Genomic DNA, 17,322 nt, shown 5'->3' with positions numbered 1-17,322 from the left:
CTACGTACCCCCCGTCCTAGCGCTCGAACCGGTACCCCATCCCGGGTTCCGTGATGAAGTGCTTCGGATGCGAAGGGTCGGCCTCCAGCTTCCTCCTGAGCTGGGCCATGTACACCCGCAGATAGTTCGTCTCCGTCCCGTACGACGGCCCCCAGACCTCTTGCAGCAGCTGCTTCTGGCTGACCAGGCGGCCGCTGTTGCGGACGAGGACCTCCAGGAGATGCCACTCCGTGGGGGTCAGCCGTACGTCCTTGCCGGCGCGGTGGACCTTCTTGGCGGCCAGGTCGACGGTGAACTCGTCGGTCTCCACCGTCACGTCGTCCTCGTCGCCCCCGGTGGGCTCGGCGCGGCGGACGGCGGCCCGCAGCCGGGCCAGCAGCTCGTCCATGCCGAAGGGCTTGGTGACGTAGTCGTCGGCGCCCGCGTCCAGCGCCTCGACCTTCTCGTCGGAGGTGTGCCGGGCGGAGAGCACGATGATCGGCACCCGGGTCCAGCCACGTAGCCCCTTGATCACCTCGACGCCGTCCAGGTCGGGCAGCCCCAGGTCGAGCACCACGACGTCGGGGTGGCGGGCGGCGGCGAGCTGGAGGGCGGTGGCGCCGTCGTGGGCCGCGTCGACCTCGTACTTGCGGGCCTTGAGGTTGATCACTAGGGCGCGCACGATCTGCGGCTCGTCGTCGATCACGAGCACCCGGGTCATAGGGACTGCCTTTCCGGTCGAGCGGGGTGAAGAGGTTCCTGCGGTCCGGCCGCGTCCGGCGGGCGGGAGCCGGTCCCGTGGAGGGAGAGGACCATGGTGAGGCCGCCGCCGGGGGTGTCCTCGGCGTGCAGGGTGCCGTCCATCGCCTCGGCGAAACCGCGGGCGACGGCGAGACCGAGGCCGACTCCGGCGCCGCGCGGGGCGTCACCGTAACGCTGGAAGGGTTCGAAGATGCGTTCCTTGGCCTCGTCGGGGACGCCGGGCCCGCGGTCGACCACCCGCACCTCGACGCGGTCGGCGATGGCGCTGGCGGACACCAGGACGGGCTTGCCGTCCGGGCTGTACTTCACGGCGTTCTCGACCAGGTTGGCCACCGAGCGCTCCAGCAGCCCTGCGTCGACGGACACCATGGGCAAGGTCTCGGGGATGTCGAGTTCCACGCTGTCCTCGGGCACCCCGCCCAGCGCCATCGGCACCACCTCGTCCAGGTCGATCTCCCGGATGATCGGGGTGACCGTGCCGGTCTGCAGCCGGGACATGTCGAGAAGGTTGCCCACCAGGTGGTCGAGGCGGTCGGCGCCGTCCTCGATGCCCTCCAGCAGCTCCGCCTGATCCTCCTCCGACCACGCCACGTCGTCGGAGCGCAGGCTGGTGACCGCCGCCTTGATGCCGGCCAGCGGGGTGCGCAGGTCGTGGCTGACGGCGGCCAGCAGCGCGGTACGGATGCGGTTGCCCTCCGCCAGCGCCCGGGCCCGGTCGGCCTCCGCCCGCAGCCGCCGCCGGTCCAGCACCACCGCGGCCTGCGCGGCGAACGCGGCCAGCACCCGCCGGCCCTCCGCCGGCAGCACCCGTCCGTTCAGCGCCAGCGCCATGTGGTCGCCCACCGGGACGTCCACGTCCGCGTCGTCGGGGTTCGTGCACGGCTGAGGCCCCACGCTTCCGGCGCAGGTCCACGGGTCCACGTCGCTCTGCCGCTCCAGCAGCGCCGCCGACTCCATCCCGAACGTCTCCCGTACCCGCTCCAGCAGCTCCTCCAGCCCGGTCTCGCCGCGCAGCACATTGCCCGCCAGGAACGACAGGATCTCCGACTCGGCCCGCAGCCGCGCCGCCTGCTGGGTACGCCGGGCGGCCAGATCCACCACCGACGCCACCGACACCGCCACCCCGATGAAGATCATGAGGGCGACGATGTTCTTGGGGTCCGCGATGGTCAGCCGGTGCAGGGGCCGGGTGAAGAAGTAGTTCAGGAGCAGCGACCCGAAGGCCGCCGAGGCCAGCGCCGGGAAGAGCCCGCCGAGCAGCGCCGCCGCCACGACCACCGTCAGGAACAGCAGCATGTTGTTGGCCAGGCCGAGATCGACGGTGTTCAGCAGGATCGTCAGGAGCGCCGGGCCGGCCAGTCCGACCAGCCAGCCCCAGATGATCCTGGCCCGCCCGAGGCGCGCACCCCGGGCGACGGGCAGGCCCCGTCCCTTGCCTGCCTCGTCGTGGGTGATCAGGTGGACGTCGAGATCGGGCCCGGAGTCCCGGGCCACCGTCGCCCCCACCCCCGGCCCGAACACGTACTGCCAGCTCTTGCGCCGCGATACGCCGAGCACGATCTGCGTGGCGTTCACCCCGCGCGCGAAGTCCAGCAGGGCGGCAGGAACGTCATCCCCGACCACATGGTGGAAGGTGCCGCCCAGGTCCTCGACGAGCGTGCGCTGGACCGCCAGCTCCTTGGGCGACGCGGACGTCAACCCGTCACTGCGGGCGATGTACACCGCCAGCACCTCACCCCCCGCCCCCTTCTCCGCCAGCCGCGCCGCCCGCCGGATCAGCGTCCGCCCCTCCGGACCGCCGGTCAGCCCCACCACGATCCGCTCCCGCGAACCCCAGATCGCCGACACCCGGTGCTCACTGCGGTACTGCTGCAGGTACTCATCGACCCGGTCCGCCACCCACAGCAGCGCCAGCTCCCGCAAGGCCGTCAGGTTCCCCGGCCGGAAGTAGTTCGACAGCGCCGCGTCCACCTTGTCCGGCTGGTAGATGTTGCCGTGCGCCATCCGCCGCCGCAGCGCCTGCGGCGACATGTCGACCAGCTCTATCTGGTCCGCGCGGCGCACCACCTCGTCCGGCACCGTCTCCCGCTGCCGCACCCCCGTGATCGACTCGACGACATCGCCCAGCGACTCCAGATGCTGGATGTTCACCGTCGAGACCACATCGATCCCGGCCGCCAGCAACTCCTCCACGTCCTGCCACCGCTTGGCATTCCGCGACCCGGGAATGTTCGTGTGCGCCAGCTCGTCCACCAGCGCCACCCTCGGCCGGCGCGCGAGAACCGCATCGACGTCCATCTCCGTGAAGAGACCGCCGCGGTACTCCAGCTCCCGGCGCGGGATCTGCTCCAGACCGTGCAGCATCACCTCGGTCCGCGGCCGGGCGTGATGCTCGACGAACGCCACCACACAGTCCGTGCCCCGCTCCACCCGCCGGTGCGCTTCGGACAGCATCGCGTAGGTCTTGCCCACCCCCGGTGCCGCACCGAGATAGATCCGAAGCTTGCCGCGTCCCATGGCCCTATTGTCTTCCCGTTCACTGCTGCGTACGCAGCGTCGACCTTACGGCCAACGATGTGGACAAACGGGACGCGGTAGGCGCCACGGGACGTCTTTGACAGAACCCTGACGGCTCAGCTCGGGTTGTCCCCGTGGGTGAGCGTCTCCCAGGCGACGAAGAGGTTGTTGCTGCCCGCCGGCCGGCCTCGCTCGGTGACGGTCTGGGTGTTGGTCATGGCGTGGCCGAGACGGTTGTGCAGGGCGTTGTAGCCGACCTCGGTGACCGGGCCGAGCCCCAGGCGCAGCGATCCGCCGCACAGCCAGCTCGGCGCTGCCGTCCCCAGCTCGTACTTCGCCTGGAACCCGAGCGCCTGCCGCAGCCGCTCGCCGACATCGGTGCCGTACAGGTCCTGCCCCTGGATCCGGCTGGTCTCGGCGACGTGCGAGATCGCGGAGATGCCGTATCCGGTGTGGGTGAGGTCGCGGCAGGTTTCCTGGGTGAGTCCGGTGACGAAGGTTGACTGGCCCTGCCAGTACTTGACGATCTTTTCCCGGGTGTTGAGGTTCTGGCTGGGCACCGTCTTCGGCAGCTCGCCGTCGGAGGAGAGGTAGACGTAGGCGGCGGTGCGGGTGCGGAACTTCGCCATGGCCTTGTCGTACGACGTCTTGTCCTCGAGGAAGACGGAGATGCCGACGGCGGCCTCCATCATCGACAGTTCCCAGTTCCCGTTGGAGTTCGAGCCGTTGATGATCTCGGGCAGATAGACGTCCCGGAGCATGGTCGCGAAGCGGCCCGAGTTCGCCCAGCCGCCGGTGTACGTGTACTTGATGATCTCGGCCGCTCTGGGCCAGGTGGAGCCGGCCCAGCCGGTCTGCAGGGGCGCGTTGCTGTTGGTGTGGTCCTTGATCGTGGCCGACCAGGCGTCCATCAGCGCGATGGCCTTCTTCGCGTAGCGCTCGTCGCGGGTGAGGTACCAGGCGAGGGCGTCGGTGTACGCGGCGAGGGCGTCCTCGCGCTCGTCGGTGCAGCCGTGGTTCGGGTTCGAGTACGAGCCGCACTCGACGGTCGCGCGGGGCTTGGGCGTGCGGTTCAGGTCGGCGTACTTGCTCGCCATCATCTTGTCGAAGGCGCCCTTCCAGGGCTGGGCGCCGGCGTTGACCTTGCTCCGGGTGAAGTCCAACTGGCCCTGTGAAACGGTGACTCCGGGGTGGACGAAGGTGGTGGGGGCGGCGTCGGCGTGGTGGGCGGCCGGCCACGCGAGGGCGCCGGCGACGAGGGCGGCGACGGTGGCGAACAGTGCGGTACGGCGCATAGCGGTGGGCTGCCTTCCGTTCTCGTATGTGAACGTGAAGCACCTTTGTGAACCAGGCACTGGCCGGAGACCGTAGGTACAGACCAATCCGCCGTCAAGGGTCCGCGCACGAAAAAGGGCCGCACCCCGAACCCGGGGTGCGGCCCTTCTCGCGTCTGGCTAGCGGACCTCGGTGATCTCCGGTCCGCGCTGCAACTGCCCCATACCACCGGAGAAGCGCGAGCCCGCCTCCTCCTGCTGGATGCTCTCGGGGACCATCTGGGCGTCGTTCGGCAGCGTCAGGACGATCGGGTCGCGAGGCGCCATCGGGCCCTCGCCGCGGACCACGACCGTGTCCCGGAAGATCTGCTCCAGCAGCCCCGCGGCCTGCGGCTGCACCGCACCCTGCCCGGAGATCACCCCGCGCAGGAACCAGCGGGGCCCGTCCACACCGACGAACCGCACGACCTGGAAGCCGCCCGTGCCGTCCGGCAGTTGCACCGGCACCTGGGCGCGCAGCTCCCAGCCCAGCGGACCCTCGACCTCGTCGACGATGCCACCCTGCTGAGTGATGCCGCCGGCGATCTCCTCACGCACTTCGCCCCAGATGCCCTCGCGCTTGGGAGCGGCGAAGGCCTGCAACTGGACGGCGCTGTCGCGCAGCACGACGGTCGCCGCGACGATCGCGTCGCCCGCGACCTCGACCCGCAGCTCCATGCCGTCGACACCCGGCACGAAGATGCCGCCCAGGTCGACCCGGCCCTCGGCCGGATCGCTCACCTCGGAGCTGTCCCAGGGCCCGTCGGGCCGCGGTTCCGGCTCAAGCCGCACGCGCCCGCCCTCTACCTCAACGTCCGCCTCAGTGTCGACACTGTCGACGACCTGCTCGGCCTCGCCGGCCGCGTCGTCGGCGGCACCCTTCTTCTTGCGACGTCCGAACACGTCACTGTCCTTCCCGGTCGGATACGACCGAAGCGTATCGATTCCCACCCGTCGCGCCGCCCACGGCGGCCTGACCGCTTGTGCTGCTTGTTCCGGTCACCGCGGCATGGCCGCCGGTGGATCCGAAGCCCCCTTCGGCCCGCGCCGACCCGGGAAGCTCCGCGACCTCCTGGAAGCGGACCCTCTCGACCTGCTGGACGACCAGTTGGGCAATCCGGTCGAAGCGCTCGAACCGCACGGCCTCGCGCGGGTCGAGATTCACCACGATCACCTTGATCTCTCCACGGTACCCGGCATCAACCGTCCCCGGGGCATTGACGAGGGCGACACCGCAGCGGGCGGCGAGACCGGATCGCGGGTGTACGAAGGCCGCGTACCCCTCCGGGAGCGCGACAGACACCCCCGTGGGCAGCACGGCCCGCTCACCGGGCTTCAGTTCGCACGCCTCGGTGGTGCGCAGATCGGCGCCCGCGTCACCGGGGTGCGCGTACGACGGAAGCGGTACGTCCGGGTCGACGCGCCGGATCAGCACGTTCACGGGGTCACGGCTCACGGATTCACCTCGAAGGCGCGGGCGCGCCTGATCTGGTCCGGGTCGTCCATGGCGGCCCGGATCTCCTCCGGGCGGCCGTTGTCGACGAAGTGATCGACCTTCACCTCGATGAAGAGCGCGTCGGCGCGGACGGCCACGGGTCCGTCGGGACCGTCGATGCGTCCGACGGCCGTCGAGTAGATCTTCCGTCCGGCCACCGCCACGACCTCGGCGGTCAGATGCAGCGTGGTGCCCACCGCCACCGGCGCGACGAAGTCCGTCTCCAGGCGGCCGGTCACGGCGATCGTCCGCAGCAGCCAGTTCAGCGAGCCGAGGGCCTCGTCGAGGGCGCTCGCCAGCACACCGCCGTGCGCGAGGCCCGGGGCGCCCTGGTGTGCGGTCCGCACGGTGAACTCGGCGGTGAGGGAGACACCCTCGCCCGCCCGCGCCTCCAGATGCAGTCCGTGAGCCTGCTCGCCGCCGCAGCCGAAGCACTGGCCGTAGTGCGCGCCGAGCAGTTCACCGGGCGCGGGAGCGTCGGGATGACGCACCGGCTTCCTGGCGTCGGCGGGAGGCTTGAGAACTGCGGACGAACCACTCACAGCCGCAGACCTTACCCGCGCGTCGGAGATATACCGACACCGTGCCAAGCTTGGGCACATGCAGCTCTCCGCCGCCCCCTACGAAGAACGCCTGACCGCTCCCCGCTCCTGGTGGCTGATCAGCCTCCTGGTCGGGGTCTCCATGGCACTGATCCTGCTGCCGTTCGGCACGCTGCCGATGCTCGGCGGCCTGGCCGGCGGCACCGCTGCCGCGGCCGTCGTCGCCAGTTCGTACGGCTCGCCGCGCATCCGCGTCGTCGGCGGCTCGCTGATCGCGGGCGAGGCGAAGATCCCGGTGACGGCCCTGGGCGAGGCGGAGATCCTGGACCCGGAGGAGGCGCGCGCCTGGCGCACGTACAAGGCGGACACGCGCGCGTTCCTGCTGCTGCGCGCCTACATCCCGACCGCGCTGAAGGTCGAGGTCACCGACCCGGACGACCCGACGCCGTACCTGTACCTGTCGACGCGGGAGCCCGAGCGGCTGGCGGAGGCGCTGAAGGCCGCGCGGGCGGCGGCCGCCTAGGCAAAGTTTCGGTTCAGTTCCCGAGTTCCTTGGGGATCTCGCCGATGCGCAGCGGGTCCGCCGGAGTCTCCAGCGGTGGCAACTCGGTCAGCGTCTCCCACGGCACCTGTGCCTTGCGCAGGTCCTTGCGGATGTGCTCGGCGAGCTTGCGGGTGTCTCTGCGGTTCATGACCGCCCCTACCGCGGCGCCCACCATGAACGGCATCAGGTTCGGCAGGTTGCGGACCATGCGCTTCATGATCTGCTGGCGCAGCTGGCGCTTCATCTGCCCGTTCATCGCCGCACTGAACGTCGACGGCTTCGTCACGTCGACCCCGCGCTCTCCTGACCAGGAGTTCAGATACGCGGTGCTGCGCTGCTTGAGATTTCCGGGCGGGCGTACGCCGTAGACCTCGTGCAGCTCGGCGATCAGTTTCAGCTCGATGGCCGCGACGCCGGTGATCTCGGCGGCCAGTTCGGTCGGCATCGCGGGCGGTACTGGCAGCATGGCCGCCGCTCCGATGCCGGCGCCGACCGTGGACGTCGCGTTCGCCGCGCCCGTCACGAGCTTGTCCGCGAGTTGCTCGGGCCCGAGGCCCGGGAACTGCCGGCGCAGCGTCTCGAGGTCGCGTACGGGGATCCGCGGGGCGATCTCGATCAACCGGTCGGCGAGGTACGCCAGGCCCGCCCGGGCCCGGCTGCCGCTCTTGCGGACGCCTTCCCTGGCCTTGTCCCGGATGACCGCCGCACGTCTCCGTGCGACGGGTGCCGGAGCCTCCGTCGGGACCGGCACCGGGAGGTCAGCCCGGTCGGCCGGTTCGAGCGAGGCCGATCCTGAATCGGATGAGCCCCGCTCGTCGTCACGCGCGCCATGAGGACCGTCGAGCGGCCCTTCGTCCGCTCCCCGCGCGGGGAAGCGGCGCTTCCAGGGAGGGGTCGAGCCAGTCACGGCCGACCCGTCCTCAGTCGCAGTCGCGGCAGATCGGCTGACCGTTCTTCTCCCGGGCCAGCTGGCTGCGGTGGTGCACCAGGAAGCAGCTCATGCAAGTGAACTCGTCCTGCTGCTTGGGCAGCACCCGGACGGCCAGCTCCTCGTTCGAGAGGTCCGCGCCGGGCAGCTCAAGGCCTTCTGCGGCCTCGAACTCGTCGACGTCCACTGCGGAGGTCGACTTGTCGTTCCTACGGGCCTTGAGCTCTTCAAGGCTGTCCGAGTCGACGTCGTCGTCGGTCTTGCGTGGGGTGTCGTAATCCGTTGCCATGTCGCTCTCCCCCTCTGGGTGTCTGCGGTGTCTCCAGCGCACGTAACGCGTGAGAGGCCGGACTTGTGCCCGACCCGAGGCGGAGATTTTGCCTCACATCAAGGTCTGTTACTCAATCGACACCCAACCGGACTCCTCAAGAGTGATCGGCTTGGATGGCGATGCGGACCGTACACGGTCCCGATGCCGCACTTCAAAGGCGTCTCACCGTGTACTTCCCGTGATCAAGCCCCCCGAAAACCGGGATTTTCCCGGCTTTCCGACAGGGTGCATGATCACTGAGAGTAGATGGCCGGAAAGTTGCCTTTGTGATCGATCACACACGGAGACGCCAGGAGCGGTCCGTGAAAATTCCGCGCAAAGCGAACATCCCCGTGTGTGTCGCGGCATGATCTCAGACGGGCAGGGTGACCCGCATCACGAGCCCTCCCCCCTCTCGTGGTTGTGCCGTGATGTGCCCGCCGTGTGCCCGGGCCACGGACCGGGCGATGGACAGCCCGAGTCCGACGCCCTTGTCGCTGCCCGTGCGCTCGGTGCGCAGCCGTCTGAACGGCTCGAAGAGATTGTCGATCTCGTACGCCGGGACGACCGGGCCCGTGTTCGTGACGACCAGGACCGCCTGACCGTGCTGGACCTCGGTGCCGACCTCGACCCAGCCTCCCTCCGGGACGTTGTACCGCACGGCGTTCTGTACGAGGTTCAGTGCGATCCGCTCCAGCAGTACGCCGTTGCCCTGGACCACCGCCGGTTTCTGCTCGCCCCGGATCAGCACGCCCTTGGCCTGCGCCTCGGCGTGCACCTGGTCGACGGCCTGCGAGGCGACCTCGGCGAGGTCCACCGGTTTGCGCTCGACGATCTGGTTGTCGCTCCGCGCGAGCAGCAGCAGGCCCTCCACGAGCTGCTCGCTGCGCTCGTTGGTGGCCAGCAGCGTCTTGCCCAGTTGCTGGAGCTCCACCGGCGCGTTCGGGTCGGACAGGTGCACTTCGAGGAGCGTGCGGTTGATCGCGAGCGGGGTGCGCAGTTCGTGCGACGCGTTTCCGACGAAGCGCTGCTGGGCGGTGAAGGCTCTCTGCAGCCGCTCCAGCATGTCGTCGAAGGTGTCCGCCAGTTCCTTGATCTCGTCGTCCGGGCCGTCCAGCTCGATCCGGCGGGACAGGTCCGAGCCCGCCACCGCGCGTGCCGTGCGCAGAATCCGGCCCAGCGGCGACAGGACGCGGCCCGCCATGGCGTAGCCGAACGCGAAGGCGATCACGGCGAGGCCGAGGAGGGCCAGCAGCGAGCGGCTGAGCAGATTGTCCAGGGCGTGCTGACGCTGCTCGTTGACGCAGTCGTTCATGGCGCTGTTGAACGTGCTCGGCGAGGCGCTGTCGGGCAGGTTGCAGATGTCGCTGGTGACCTTGCCCTCGACGATCTTGAAGGGGAGGTTGCTGCCGACGTTCAGCGCCTGCGCCGCCAGCAGATAGATGATCGACAGCAGCAGGATGCCCGCGATCAGGAACATGCCGCCGTACAGCAGCGTGAGCCGTATCCGGATGGTCGGGCGCAGCCAGGGGAACGGGGCCTCCGGCCTGCGGGGGTCCCAGGTGGGCTTCGGGGGCGCCTGGGGAGGCGCCGGTGTGGCGGCCACTGGATCAGATCCGGTAACCGGAGCCGGGGACGGTGACGATGACGGGCGGCTCGCCCAGCTTGCGGCGCAGGGTCATCACGGTCACGCGCACGACGTTGGTGAACGGGTCCGTGTTCTCGTCCCAGGCCTTCTCCAGCAGCTGTTCCGCGGAGACGACCGCGCCCTCGCTGCGCATCAGCACCTCCAGTACGGCGAACTCCTTCGGCGCGAGCTGGACCTCCTTGCCGTCGCGGAAGACCTCGCGGCGGTTCGGGTCGAGCTTGATGCCGGCGCGCTCCAGGACGGGCGGCAGTGGCACGCTGGTGCGCCGGCCCAGGGCACGCACGCGTGCCGTCAGCTCGCTGAACGCGAAGGGCTTGGGGAGATAGTCGTCGGCGCCGATCTCCAGGCCCTCGACCCGGTCGCTGACGTCGCCCGAGGCCGTGAGCATCAGCACGCGTGTGGGCATGCCGAGTTCGACGATCTTGCGGCAGACGTCGTCGCCGTGCACCAGCGGGAGGTCGCGGTCGAGGACGACCACGTCGTAGTCGTTGACGCCGATGCGCTCCAGGGCGGCCGCACCGTCGTACACGACGTCGACGGCCATGGCCTCCCGGCGCAGTCCGGTGGCCACCGCATCGGCGAGCAGTTGCTCGTCCTCGACGACGAGTACGCGCACGTCGCTTGTCCTTCCTGTGTCCACCCGCGTAGCGCCTCCAGGGCGCACGCGGGCAGGGTCTACGTGGGATTGTTGACCTCCATCCTGCCCTTTTCGGCCATAAGTCGGCGGTAAGGCGGGGAACCGGGGCCCTGGAGGAGCGTGCGGCAACCGGGAATACGAGATTTTCTCCTCGGGTTGAGGTTTCCGTGGGAGGGAGCGCGGGGAGGACCGATTACACCCCGCGATCACGCTCTGCATGTACCGCAGCACCATGCGGTACGCCGCAATCCGCTTTCCGCAGAGCGGGCGTGGGTGTCCGGCACCGTCGCCGCCCAGCCCGGGCAGCGCTGGGCATCCACAGGAGACGTGATCGCCCCTTCCGAACGGCACACCCCCGTGCCACCGACCCACGACCCAGGACGAGGGGGCGCAGCATGGACGCATTCACCGCAGGACTTCTGCAGCGCATAAGGGCGACCGAGTCCGACCTGACGCGGGCTCGTGACGAGGGCGACGACTTCCTCGTCGAGGTGGAGCAGGGCGAACTCGACGACCTGCGCCGCCTCGCGGCCGAACACGGTGTGGAGGTCGGCGCGTCCAGCGTCTGATCCACAGCACGCGCACGACGACAGTCCCCGGCGAATCCAGCGCCGGGGACTGTCGTTTGGGGACGCGGTTCTTGCTCAGTCGTGGATCTTGCTCAGTCGTGCCAGGCGCCGAAGTCCTCCAGGAGGCGCTGAAGGGGCTCGAAGACGCCCGGTGTGGCCGCGACCGTCAGGGCGTTCGACGGGGGCTCTGCGGGGCGTCCGCCGGTCAGCGCGCCTGCTTCACGGGCGATCAGGTCACCGGCGGCCAGGTCCCAGGGGTGCAGGCCCCGCTCGTAGTAGCCGTCCAGGCGGCCCGCGGCCACGTCGCACAGGTCGACCGCGGCCGAGCCGCCGCGCCGGATGTCACGCAGGAGCGGGATGAGTTTCTGTACGACGTCGGCCTGGTGGGCGCGGACTTCGGAGACGTAGTTGAAGCCGGTCGAGACCAGGGCCTGGTCGAGGGGCGGCGCCGGGCGGCAGGTCAGCTTCCGCTCGCCGTCCCACGCGCCCGTGGCCCACGCGCCGCCGCCGCGTATCGCGTGGAACGTCTCACCGCGCATCGGCGCCGCGACGACACCGACGACTCGCTCGCCGTTCTGCTCGGCGGCGATGGAGACGGCCCAAGTCGGCAGTCCGTACAGGTAGTTGACGGTACCGTCGAGCGGGTCGATCACCCAGCGGATGCCGCTCGAGCCCTCGACGGAGGCGCCCTCCTCGCCGAGGAAGCCGTCGTCGGGGCGGCGGTCGGCGATCAGTCCGGTGATCAGCTTCTCGGCCGCGATGTCCATCTCGGTCACCACGTCGATCGGGCTGGACTTGGTGGCGGCGACCGCGAGGTCGGCCGGGCGGCCGTCACGCAGCAGCTCGCCCGCCTGTCGGGCGGCCTCCTGGGCCAGGGCGAGCAGGTCCGAGTGCAGGGGGTCGGTCACGGCGCTCCTCACGCGTACGTGCTGTCGGCGCCCGCGGCGGCGGGACGGGGGGCGCGGGCCGGGCAGCAGCCCACCGGGCAGAGGTGGTGGCTCGGTCCCAGGGCGCCCAGGGCGCACGGTGTGACCTCCTGGCCGCGCTCGACGGCGGCCCGCTCCAGGACGAGGTCGCGGATGGCGGCGGCGAACCGCGGGTCTGCGCCGACGGTGGCGGAGCGGCGCAACGGCAGCCCCAGCTCCTCGCCCTTCGCCTTGGCCTCCGTGTCGAGGTCGTACAGGACCTCCATGTGGTCGGAGACGAAACCGATGGGCGCCATGACGACCGCCGGGACCCCGGCCGCGTGGCGTTCCTCAAGGTGGTCGCAGATGTCGGGCTCCAGCCACGGAATGTGGGGGGCTCCGGAGCGCGACTGGTACACCAGCTGCCAGGGGTGGTCGATGCCGGTGCGCTCGCGCACGGCCTCCGCGATCAACTCCGCGACGTCCAGGTGCTGCTCGACGTAGGCGCCGCCGTCACCGTGGTCCTCGACCGGGCCGGAGGTGTCCGCGGCGGCCGTCGGGATCGAGTGGGTGGTGAAGGCGATGTGCGCGCCGTCCCGGACGTCCTCGGGGAGATCGGCCAGTGACTGGAGCACGCCGTCGATCATGGGCTCCAGGAAGCCGGGGTGGTTGAAGTAGTGCCGCAGCTTGTCGATCTTCGGCAGCTCCAGGCCCTCGGCCTGAAGCTGGGCGAGCGAGTCCGCCAGGTTCTCGCGGTACTGGCGGCAGCCCGAGTACGAGGCGTAGGCGCTGGTGGCGAGGACCAGGATGCGGCGGCGGCCGTCGGCGACCATCTCGCGCAGGGTGTCCGTCAGGTACGGCGCCCAGTTGCGGTTGCCCCAGTAGATCGGCAGGTCCACGCCGTGCTCGGCGAAGTCCTTGCGGAGGGCGTCGAGAAGGGCGCGGTTCTGGTCGTTGATCGGGCTGACCCCGCCGAACAGGAAGTAGTGCCGGCCGACTTCCTTGAGGCGTTCCTTGGGGATGCCGCGCCCTCGCGTCACGTTCTCCAGGAACGGAACCACGTCGTCCGGGCCCTCCGGGCCGCCGAACGAGAGCAGGAGCAGGGCGTCGTAGGGAGAGGCATCGAGCGCGTCTGGCATGACTCGATCCTGCCACCCGGCACTGACAGCCGGGAAACGGCGGGGTGACCGGTGCGGTCCCGGTGGTGCAAGTGGGTGACATGCCTCGTAACCTGTATCAGCCCTCTTTACGCCTTACCCCAGCCCGCGCCGGGCCAGTGCCCGGCCGAGGGAAACCCGCACCCGCCGTACCGGAGACCCCGTGCCCAGCCCGTACCTCGCCCTGTTCGCCGCCCCCGGCTCCAAGGGCTTCGCCGCCGCCGGCTTCCTCGGGCGGATGCCGCTGTCGATGATGGGCATCGGCGTCGTCACGATGATCTCCCAGCTCACCGGGCGGTACGGACTGGCGGGCGCCCTGTCGGCCACCATCGCGCTGGCGGCCGCGATCGCGGGCCCGCAGGTGTCGCGGCTGGTGGACCGGTACGGGCAGCGGCGGGTGCTGCGCCCGGCGACGCTGGTGTCGCTCGTCGCGGCGGCACTGCTGCTGTTCGCCGCGCACTACGAGTGGCCGGACTGGGTGCTGTTCGTGGCCTGCGTCGGGATCGGCTGCGTGCCGAGCATCGGAGCGATGATCCGTGCCCGCTGGGCGGCCCTGTACCGGGGCACCCCGCAGCTGCACACCGCGTACTCCTTCGAGTCCGTGGTGGACGAGATCTGCTTCATCTTCGGGCCGATCATCTCCATCGGCCTGTCCACGGCGTGGTTCCCGGAGGCGGGACCGCTGCTCGCCGCCTGCTTCCTGGCGGCCGGGGTCTTCTGGCTCACCGCACAGCGCGCGACCGAGCCGAAGCCGCATCCGCGCGAGCACCACAGCGGCGGCAGCGCGCTGCGCGCACCCGGTCTGCAGGTCCTGGTGGCCACCTTCGTGGCGACCGGAGCGATCTTCGGGGCCGTCGACGTGGTCACCGTGGCCTTCGCCGAGGAGCAGGGGCACAAGGGCGCCGCGAGCCTGGTGCTGGCGATCTACGCCGCGGGCTCCTGCGTAGCAGGAGCCGTGTTCGGGCTGCTGCGGTTCCATGGGGCGCCCGAACGTCGCTGGCTGCTGGGCGTATTCATGATGGCCGTGAGTATGATCCCCCTCCTACTGGTCGGAAACTTGCCGTTTCTGGCCGTGGCGCTGTTCGTTGCGGGTCTGTCCATCGCTCCCACGATGATCACGACGATGTCCCTCATCGAAGAGCACGTACCACGCGCGCAGCTCACCGAAGGCATGACCTGGGTGAGCACAGGGCTCGCGGTCGGGGTCGCACTCGGCTCCTCCGTGGCCGGCTGGGTCATCGACGCGGCCGGAGCGCGTGCCGGGTACGGGGTTCCGGCGGTGTCCGGGGCCGTCGCGGTCGCGGTCGGTTTCCTCGGGTATCGCCGGCTCAGCAGGCCGGCCCCACGGCGGGGAGGCACCGTTGAGCACCACAGTGAGCGGCAGGAACGGCACGTGGCGTAACTGGGGTGGCACCGTCGCCGCCCGGCCGGCGCGGCAGGTCGAACCCGCCTCCGTGGACGAACTGGCCGCGGCCGTACGCAAGGCGGCGGAGGACGGGCTGACGGTGAAGGCCGTCGGTTCCGGGCATTCGTTCACGTCCGTCGCCGCCACCGACGGTGTGTTGATCCGCCCTCAACTGTTGACCGGCATCCGCAACATTGATCGCGAAGCCGGGACGGTCACGGTGGAGGCCGGCACCCCGCTCAAGAGACTCAACATGGCTCTCGCCCGTGAGGGCCTGTCGCTCACGAACATGGGCGACATCATGGAGCAGACGGTCTCCGGGGCCACCAGCACCGGCACCCACGGCACCGGTCGCGACTCGGCCTCGATAGCCGCCCAGATCAAGGGCCTTGAGCTGGTCACGGCCGACGGCTCGGTGCTCACCTGCTCCGAGAAGGAGAATCCGGAGGTCTTCGCGGCCGCGCGCACAGGCCTGGGCGCCCTCGGCATCATCACCGCGATCACCTTCGCCGTGGAGCCGATCTTCCTGCTCACGGCCCGCGAGGAGCCGATGAGTCTGGACCAGGTCACCAGCCGGTTCGACGAACTCTGGGCGGAGAACGAGCACTTCGAGTTCTACTGGTTCCCGCACACCGGCAACACCAACACCAAGCGCAACAACCGCAGCGCGGGCCCGGAACAGCCGGTGGGGCAGCTCGCGGGCTGGTTCGAGGACGAGTTCCTCTCCAACGGCGTCTTCCAGGTGGCCCAGTGGGCCGGCCGGGCGGTGCCCGCCACCGTCCCGGCGATCGCCCAGATCTCCAGCAAGGCGCTGTCCGCCCGGACTTACACCGATATCCCCTACAAAGTCTTCACTTCTCCGCGCCGGGTGCGCTTCGTGGAGATGGAGTACGCCGTTCCGCGCGAGGCCGTCGTCGAGACGCTGCGCGAACTGAAGACGACGGTCGACCGCTCCGGCCTCAGGATCAGTTTCCCGGTCGAGGTGCGCACGGCCCCCGCCGACGACATCACGCTCTCCACGGCGTCCGGCCGCGACACCGCCTACATCGCCGTCCACATGTTCAAGGGGACGCCCTATCAGGCGTACTTCACCGCCGCCGAACGAATCTTCACCGCGCACGAGGGCCGCCCGCACTGGGGCAAGGTGCACACCCGGGACGCCGATTACTTCGCCGGGGTGTACCCCCGATTCGGTGAGTTCACGGCGTTGCGGGATCGGCTCGATCCCGAACGGCGGTTCCAGAACGACTACTTGCGGAGGGTGCTGGGGTCGTAACCGACTTGGGACGTGCACGCGTAACCATTGGTTCCGTTTCTGCCGATTGCGTGAAGTGCGCCACTTTCAAGATCCCGAAAACCCGCACCCGTACGGCCAAGTCCCACCCCTTGCCAGAAGTTGGGCGGCGAGCCAATCCACGCACGTGGTCCAAATGGAGTACTGTTGCGAGCCCTGGGTCCGGTCTCCCGCCAGGGCGTCCGTGGCCTTCAAGGACCGCCGTGAGGGGGCTAGTTGCACAGGGTGACGGAGTTTGTCACTTAGCGTTGCGAATAGGTAACCGTGCCATAACGGCGATCCAGGGCCCTGGCCCGACACGCCGGGCAACTCGGCAAGGTTGTGGCAGGCTGCACCCGGGCAGGCCACACTCGACTAGCGGAAGCAGCGACGCACGTGACGTCGGCAGGCACCACCCGGGAGGTCCCCATGCCCGAACTGCGTGTCGTGGCCGTCTCCAATGACGGCACACGGCTGGTGCTCAAGGCTGCCGACTCGACGGAGTACACCCTTCCGATTGATGAACGGCTGCGCGCCGCCGTGCGCGGCGACCGGCCACGCCTCGGCCAGATCGAGATCGAGGTGGAGAGCCATCTCCGCCCCCGTGACATCCAGGCGCGCATACGTGCGGGTGCGACCGCGGAAGAGGTCGCACAGATGGCCGGAATTCCGGTCGACCGCGTGCGCCGCTTCGAGGGCCCGGTGCTGGCCGAGCGCGCCTTCATGGCCGAGCGCGCCCGCAAGACACCCGTCCGCAGACCCGGCGAGAACGCTGCCGGACCTCAGCTCGGCGAGACCGTCCAGGAGCGGCTGCTGCTGCGCGGCGCCGAGAAGGACAGCGTCCAGTGGGACTCGTGGCGCCGTGACGACGGCACCTGGGAAGTCCTGCTGGTCTACCTCGTCGCGGGCGAACCGCACTCGGCGAGCTGGACGTACGACCCGCCCCGGCGGCTCGTGCAGGCCGTCGACGAGGAGGCGCGCTCGCTGATCGGCGAGTCCGAGGACCTCGCCACGGCGGAGCCCAGCTTCCCCTTCGTGCCACGCATCGCCCGGCTGCCCCGCGATCGCCCGATGGACCGCCCGGACCGTCCGATGCTGCCGTCGCCCTCCCCCGAACCCGAGGTGGAGAGCACCGGCGAACGCGACTCGCTGACCAGCCTCCTGGAGGCGGTGCCGAGCTTCCGCGGCGACATGGTCGTCCCGGAACGCCCGGCGCCGGAGCCGGTGGAGGAACCTCCCGCCGCGCCCGAACCCGCCGAGGAGGAACCCGCTGCGCCGGCCGCCTCGGCCGGGGCCGGTTCCGCCTATGACGATGTCCTCGGGACACATTCCGGAGGC

At 70.0% G+C, this 17,322-nt stretch carries 17 protein-coding genes; 5 read left to right on the top strand and 12 right to left on the bottom strand.

Features of this window, described 5'->3' with window-relative positions; all coding sequences use genetic code 11:
* Positions 1-16 precede the first annotated feature (16 nt).
* From ACTWQO_RS32290 to ACTWQO_RS32265, 6 genes are all read right to left on the bottom strand, one after another.
* Positions 17-700: a response regulator gene (locus ACTWQO_RS32290; RefSeq protein WP_443240913.1), complete on the bottom strand. Its 684-nt coding sequence runs from the start codon at positions 698-700 to the stop codon at positions 17-19.
* A complete protein-coding gene (locus tag ACTWQO_RS32285) occupies positions 697-3,258 on the bottom strand; it encodes a DUF4118 domain-containing protein (RefSeq protein WP_443240912.1) in 2,562 nt (853 codons plus the stop codon). The genes ACTWQO_RS32290 and ACTWQO_RS32285 overlap by 4 nt, the downstream gene beginning before the upstream one ends.
* 116 nt (positions 3,259-3,374) lie before the next feature.
* Complete coding sequence (locus ACTWQO_RS32280; protein ID WP_443240911.1) at positions 3,375-4,553, bottom strand: alginate lyase family protein; 1,179 nt, start codon at positions 4,551-4,553, stop codon at positions 3,375-3,377.
* 159 nt (positions 4,554-4,712) lie between these two features.
* Complete coding sequence (locus ACTWQO_RS32275) at positions 4,713-5,474, bottom strand: DUF3710 domain-containing protein (protein WP_443240910.1); 762 nt, start codon at positions 5,472-5,474, stop codon at positions 4,713-4,715.
* Between the two features lies 1 nt (position 5,475).
* Positions 5,476-6,027: a dUTP diphosphatase gene (dut, locus tag ACTWQO_RS32270; RefSeq protein WP_443240909.1), complete on the bottom strand. Its 552-nt coding sequence runs from the start codon at positions 6,025-6,027 to the stop codon at positions 5,476-5,478.
* Entirely contained in the window at positions 6,024-6,608 is a 585-nt protein-coding gene (locus ACTWQO_RS32265; protein WP_328355196.1) for a PaaI family thioesterase, read from the bottom strand. Before ACTWQO_RS32265 ends, dut begins: the two co-directional genes overlap by 4 nt.
* 58 nt (positions 6,609-6,666) lie before the next feature.
* Between ACTWQO_RS32265 and ACTWQO_RS32260 the strand changes: the two genes are divergently transcribed.
* Entirely contained in the window at positions 6,667-7,131 is a 465-nt protein-coding gene (locus ACTWQO_RS32260) for a DUF3093 domain-containing protein (protein ID WP_443240908.1), read from the top strand.
* Between the two features lie 13 nt (positions 7,132-7,144).
* Here ACTWQO_RS32260 and ACTWQO_RS32255 read toward each other — a convergent pair whose 3' ends face one another.
* The 4 genes from ACTWQO_RS32255 to ACTWQO_RS32240 form a co-directional block, all read right to left on the bottom strand.
* Entirely contained in the window at positions 7,145-8,059 is a 915-nt protein-coding gene (locus ACTWQO_RS32255; RefSeq protein WP_443240907.1) for a hypothetical protein, read from the bottom strand.
* Positions 8,060-8,072: 13 nt separating this feature from the next.
* A complete protein-coding gene (locus ACTWQO_RS32250; RefSeq protein WP_005481602.1) occupies positions 8,073-8,369 on the bottom strand; it encodes a DUF4193 domain-containing protein in 297 nt (98 codons plus the stop codon).
* A gap of 394 nt (positions 8,370-8,763) precedes the next feature.
* Positions 8,764-9,996, bottom strand: coding sequence for a sensor histidine kinase (locus ACTWQO_RS32245; RefSeq protein ID WP_443240906.1), 1,233 nt, complete (start codon positions 9,994-9,996; stop codon positions 8,764-8,766).
* Positions 9,997-10,000: 4 nt separating this feature from the next.
* Entirely contained in the window at positions 10,001-10,654 is a 654-nt protein-coding gene (locus ACTWQO_RS32240; RefSeq protein WP_007385219.1) for a response regulator transcription factor, read from the bottom strand.
* 416 nt (positions 10,655-11,070) lie between these two features.
* Between ACTWQO_RS32240 and ACTWQO_RS32235 the strand changes: the two genes are divergently transcribed.
* A complete protein-coding gene (locus tag ACTWQO_RS32235; protein ID WP_003997305.1) occupies positions 11,071-11,244 on the top strand; it encodes a hypothetical protein in 174 nt (57 codons plus the stop codon).
* A 92-nt stretch (positions 11,245-11,336) separates the two neighbouring features.
* Here ACTWQO_RS32235 and ACTWQO_RS32230 read toward each other — a convergent pair whose 3' ends face one another.
* Together ACTWQO_RS32230 and ACTWQO_RS32225 are read right to left on the bottom strand one after the other, a co-directional pair.
* On the bottom strand, positions 11,337-12,152 hold the full coding sequence (locus tag ACTWQO_RS32230) for an inositol monophosphatase family protein (RefSeq protein WP_443240905.1): 816 nt from the start codon (positions 12,150-12,152) through the stop codon (positions 11,337-11,339).
* Between the two features lie 8 nt (positions 12,153-12,160).
* Positions 12,161-13,288, bottom strand: a complete 1,128-nt coding sequence (locus ACTWQO_RS32225; RefSeq protein ID WP_443240904.1) for a ferrochelatase — start codon at positions 13,286-13,288, stop codon at positions 12,161-12,163.
* Positions 13,289-13,469: 181 nt separating this feature from the next.
* Here ACTWQO_RS32225 and ACTWQO_RS32220 point away from each other — a divergent pair, with 181 nt between their 5' ends.
* From ACTWQO_RS32220 to sepH, 3 genes are all read left to right on the top strand, one after another.
* On the top strand, positions 13,470-14,708 hold the full coding sequence (locus ACTWQO_RS32220) for an MFS transporter (protein WP_443240903.1): 1,239 nt from the start codon (positions 13,470-13,472) through the stop codon (positions 14,706-14,708).
* Positions 14,668-15,987, top strand: coding sequence for a D-arabinono-1,4-lactone oxidase (locus ACTWQO_RS32215; protein WP_443240902.1), 1,320 nt, complete (start codon positions 14,668-14,670; stop codon positions 15,985-15,987). Before ACTWQO_RS32220 ends, ACTWQO_RS32215 begins: the two co-directional genes overlap by 41 nt.
* A gap of 426 nt (positions 15,988-16,413) precedes the next feature.
* On the top strand, positions 16,414-17,322 hold a 909-nt coding region (gene sepH / locus ACTWQO_RS32210), incomplete at its 3' end, for a septation protein SepH (RefSeq protein ID WP_443240901.1).

The organism is Streptomyces sp. 4N124, from assembly GCF_052245395.1.
In the GTDB taxonomy this organism is placed as follows: domain Bacteria; phylum Actinomycetota; class Actinomycetes; order Streptomycetales; family Streptomycetaceae; genus Streptomyces.
Note: the sequence above shows the minus strand (reverse complement) of the source record. Positions and strands in the feature narration are given on the sequence as shown.